Annotated in this window: 4 protein-coding genes; 3 read left to right on the top strand and 1 reads right to left on the bottom strand. The window is 63.2% G+C overall.

The window, feature by feature from the left end; translation table 11 throughout:
* Window positions 1–298: 298 nt before the first annotated feature.
* The 3 genes from Q7A36_RS38625 (at window position 299) to Q7A36_RS38615 (ending at window position 3,556) form a co-directional block, all read left to right on the top strand.
* Window positions 299–520 (top strand): nitroreductase family protein, encoded by a 222-nt coding sequence (locus tag Q7A36_RS38625; protein WP_305109106.1) that lies wholly within the window; start codon window positions 299–301, stop codon window positions 518–520.
* Between the two features lie 214 nt (window positions 521–734).
* Entirely contained in the window at window positions 735–2,981 is a 2,247-nt protein-coding gene (locus Q7A36_RS38620) for a CHASE3 domain-containing protein (RefSeq protein WP_305109105.1), read from the top strand.
* Window positions 2,982–3,163: 182 nt separating this feature from the next.
* On the top strand, window positions 3,164–3,556 hold the full coding sequence (locus Q7A36_RS38615) for a response regulator (RefSeq protein WP_305109104.1): 393 nt from the start codon (window positions 3,164–3,166) through the stop codon (window positions 3,554–3,556).
* Between the two features lie 116 nt (window positions 3,557–3,672).
* On the opposite strand, the gene Q7A36_RS38610 is transcribed toward Q7A36_RS38615, so the two are convergent.
* Complete coding sequence (locus Q7A36_RS38610; protein ID WP_305109103.1) at window positions 3,673–3,963, bottom strand: hypothetical protein; 291 nt, start codon at window positions 3,961–3,963, stop codon at window positions 3,673–3,675.
* Window positions 3,964–4,261 lie beyond the last annotated feature (298 nt).

Here is a 4,261-nt window from a genome sequence, read left to right as displayed (position 1 = left end):
AACTCAGCCTTCGCGATGTGCAGACTGGCCCTTCTGCACAGGCGCCGTCGCAACAGAGCCAGTTTCGCGCATTGCGGCGGTGCGGTTTTTAACCATGGCGATCGGAGGACCACAGCTAACAAAGACGTTATAACGCATGCCGGAGAATGGAATTCTCCGCAAGAAACTGGATTGCAGCCGAACATTTCTCCGGCTGAGGGTCTGCATGCACTTTGATGGTGTGGGCGCCCTCGACGGCATCGATGTGCCAAGGTGGAGGCGTTGAGCAACCACCAGGGGAGGCGTCCACACCATCAAAATGACTTCGGGCCGTTTCACTTGGCACTTCGTGTTCGTCGCGGGCGAGGCCCGCGTGGCCTTTGGAGGCGTGCTCGCCGCCTCGCTCGCCGCCCACGCCTCCGGCACGCCGCCCGAGCGGCTCGCGGCCGAGCGCACCAAGCCCTTGCACACGCTGCTGCTGGTCGCCGCCAGCGCGGCGCTCCGCCACGACCACCCCGGCGTGCCGGCCTGGGAGCAGTAGGCCGCCGCCGCCGCGGGCACCACGAACTTTCTCAACGCCCTCTACACGCTCGGCTTCGGGTGCGCTTTGGCTGTCCTCCGGCGCGCCTTAATTATCCGCTGATTGGGATGAATTTCTAGTCTGGATCGTATACGTTTGGTTAAACATCCATTGCTGGTTTTATAGGTATAGCTGAGCCCCCTCGGGGCACGGTGCTGCCGGAAGGACCAGACACTTGCCAGTCGCCGCCACTCGCCGCGCGAACCGCTCCGCCATGATGGCTGTAGGGCTACTGCTGGCCGTTGTCGGCTTCCTCCTCTGGACCCAGTTCGTCACTGCCCGCCAGGCACGCGAGTGGGTGAGCCACACCTACGAGGTGCTGGCTGTTGCCAAGGACCTGAAGATTGCGGTGCGTGATGCGGAAACCGGGCAACGCGGCTTCTTGCTCACCGGCCGTGAGAACTATCTCCAACCCTATCGGGACGCCCTCGACCGGATCACCCTTGTGCAGGGTGACCTGCGGCGCTTGACGCTCGGCAGCCCGGCGCAGCAGGACCGACTGCGCTCTCTGGCCTCTACGATCCAGCACAAGTTGGAAGAGCTGGCCCAAACCATTCAGATCCGCCGCGATGTCGGTCCAGAAGCGGCATTGCGCATCGTCGACACCGATGTCGGGCGCAACCTCACGGTGGGTATTGAGGCAGCTCTCGATGACGTCGTGGCGGAGGAGGACCGACTACTCGAGGCTCGCACCACCGCGGCGAACCGTGCCGGCACCCGGACCCGCTGGATGACGTTTGGTGCGTTCAGCCTTGCTCTCTGTCTCCTCGCCTTCTCCGCCCGCCTCCTCGCGGCAGCGCGCGACAAGCTCAGCCGCTCCGAGGTCGAGCAGCGCATGCTGGCCGTCCAGCTACGCGCATCGCTCGACTGCATCAGCCAGGGGATGGGCGTATTCGGCACTGATCATCGCCTGCTGCGCTGGAATGAGTGCTTTCCAACCCTGCTCGCCCTGCCCGAGGCCATGATGCGGCAGGGGGTGACGTATAGAGAGATTGCCACATGGACCGCTGAGGTCGGCGGTGGTGGCCTGGTATTGGAGACGGAAGATCAGATACGCCACGGCCGTGGCGGGCGCGCGACGGGCGAGCCAGTGGTTTACGAGCGCACCCGGGATTCGGACGGGCGCAGCTTGGAGTTCCGCCGTACGGTGATGCCCGGCGGCTACGTCGTGATGGTGACCGACATCACTGAGCGCGTCCGCGCGGAGACATCTGCCCGGGAGGCACAGCGGATGCAGGCCATGGGCCAGCTGACAGGCGGCATCGCGCATGACTTCAATAACTTACTTGCTGTGGTGCTGGGGAGCCTTGAACTCGCCAAGCGATGCATCGAGGCAGACAGCCCCATCCTCCCGCGCATTGAGCGGGCGATCTGGGGCGCCAAACGAGGCGCCTCACTGACCCAGCAACTCCTCGCCTTCGCACGGCGCCAGCCACTCGCCCCGGCACCGATCGACCTCTCGGCGACCCTGCTGGGCATGTCAGACCTGCTGCAACGGACGCTCGGTAAACATATCGAGGTGCAAGTGGTGGACGCGGCCGGGCTGTGGCCTGCCATGGTGGACGCGACGCAAGTCGAGAGCGCGCTGCTCAACCTCACTCTGAATGCCCGCGACGCCATGCCGGACGGTGGGCGGCTCACGATCGAGGTGGCGAATAAGGTGTTGGACACGGATTACGCTCGCCAGCACACCGAGGTCAGCCCAGGTGACTATGTCATGCTCGCCGTCTCCGATACCGGCATCGGCATGTCACCGGAGGTTCTGGCGCGGGTATTCGAGCCGTTTTTCACGACCAAGGACGTGGGCAAGGGGACCGGCCTTGGCTTGCCCATGGTGTTCGGCTTCGCCAAGCAATCGGGCGGACATGTGAAGATCTATTCGGAGCCTGGAGAGGGCACGACAGTGCGGCTCTACCTGCCGCGGGCGTTCGGCGTCACCTCGTCCGCGCTACCGCGGCCGGGTACACCCGTGGAGCTACCGCGGGGCTCGGCCACCGTGCTCGTCGTGGAGGATGAACCCAGCGTTCGCGACATCACCGCGGCCATCCTGCGCGACCTCGGCTATTGCGTGCTGGAGGCAGGGAGTGGCCCGGAGGCGCTGCGGGTGTTCGGGGAGAGCGGGGCCAAGCTGGACCTGCTGCTGGCTGACGTTGTACTGCCGGGTGGAATGAAGGGCCACGAGGTGGCCCGGCGTGTCACTGAGGTCCGGCCGACGGTACGTACTCTGTTCATGTCGGGCTATACCGAGAACGCTATCGTGCATCACGGCCGGCTCGACGATGGAGTTCACCTGATCGGCAAGCCATTCTCGCGCGAGGCACTGGCGTGCAAGGTGGCCGAGGTGCTCCAGCTATCCGTCCCCGCTGCCGCAGATGGCAAGGTGGTGGACTTCACACCGCGGCAGCGTCTTCCGCTGCACTAATGTCGCTTCTCCCGAGCGCGACATGGCCGTGCCGGCATCTCAAACTACGCACTGACCAGTCCGACCATAAATCTTGAGTATTGGAAAAGTGCGATGACGTTGCTGATCCGGCCCTAGATCTACCATTGCGATATACAACTGAAATCTGTGGGCCGCTCAGCGGCTTTGCGGAGAGGCGGCTCATGACCTTGCAGATCCTGCTGGCCGAGGACGAAGCCCTAGTTGCCATGGCTTTGGCAGACTGCCTGGAAGCGGATGGCCATACCGTCACGATGGCAAGTGACGGTAGAAAAGCACTCGCGGCTGCCCAATATATTAGCGTTTTGGATCTTTTGATCACCGATTTGCGAATGCCCGATCTCGGTGGTGAGGAGCTGATCCGCGCACTCTGGGCCGAACGGCCTGGGCTACCGGTTCTCGTGGTGACGGGCTCGGCCCCTCCTGGTGGCTTGGCGGCTCTGCGCCGAGAGGTTGGAAGTGCTGGGCCGCTTCTGCTGCGACACAAGCCTCTCAACTACACTTCACTCGCGCAAGCCGTGCAGGCAGCTGTTACACAGATCGAAGTGTTAAGGTGACCAATACGGCTCTGTCAGAGCTCGCGCCAGGTTCGACGAGGTGAGGTGAAGGCCAGGGCTGCATCGTGTTGCATCGGTCGGCGGTATGGACGCATTGACCCCTGCCCCGTGTGGGGTCATGCGATCCGGATGTACTTCGGCCTTCCGAGATCCAGCATCCGGTTCAGGACGTTCGCCGCGATAGCCACTTCGGTTGCTTGCCGACCGTCGGTTTGCGACCGAAGCCCGTCACCGATGACGTGTTTCCAGCGCGAGACATCAGCCTCCACCAGAGCACGCGAGTTGTATCCCGATGCTCGCTGCCAGCCCATGCGACCGCGCTCGGCAATGCATCGCAGATGCACGTCCCGCCGCGTCGGTGTGGCCTCAGCAGCGTCGCTCGGCACCGCGTTCGCGCGTGGCGGCACGATGACGTCAGCATCCGGATGACGCTCCTCGACCTCAGCATAGACATCGTCCCGGTCGTCTCAAGGATCCCCTCATTTTAATCCTGGCAAATCAGCACGTTAGCCATCATGCGTTCAGAGGTCGAAGAAGGGCCGTCGCCACCAAATCGATTATCTCACGGTGAAGCCGCGCTGCTGAAAGAACAGAATCAGCTTGAGCAAGTTGAAGCAGGTGGCCGGTAAGCAAAAAGCAGTATAGAATGAGGGGATCCCTGAGCCCGGTCGTAGGCACCATCACCGATGAAGGACACCACGGAAC

The sequence above is a fragment of the Paracraurococcus lichenis genome, assembly GCF_030657435.1.
GTDB lineage: Bacteria > Pseudomonadota > Alphaproteobacteria > Acetobacterales > Acetobacteraceae > Paracraurococcus > Paracraurococcus lichenis.
Note: the sequence above shows the minus strand (reverse complement) of the source record. Positions and strands in the feature narration are given on the sequence as shown.

Excerpts from the sequence above, each read along its gene's own strand:
- Q7A36_RS38625 (WP_305109106.1), top strand. The coding sequence starts at position 299 with ATGACTTCGGGCCGTTTCACTTGGCACTTCGTGTTCGTCGCGGGCGAG.
- Q7A36_RS38615 (WP_305109104.1), top strand. The coding sequence starts at position 3,164 with ATGACCTTGCAGATCCTGCTGGCCGAGGACGAAGCCCTAGTTGCCATG.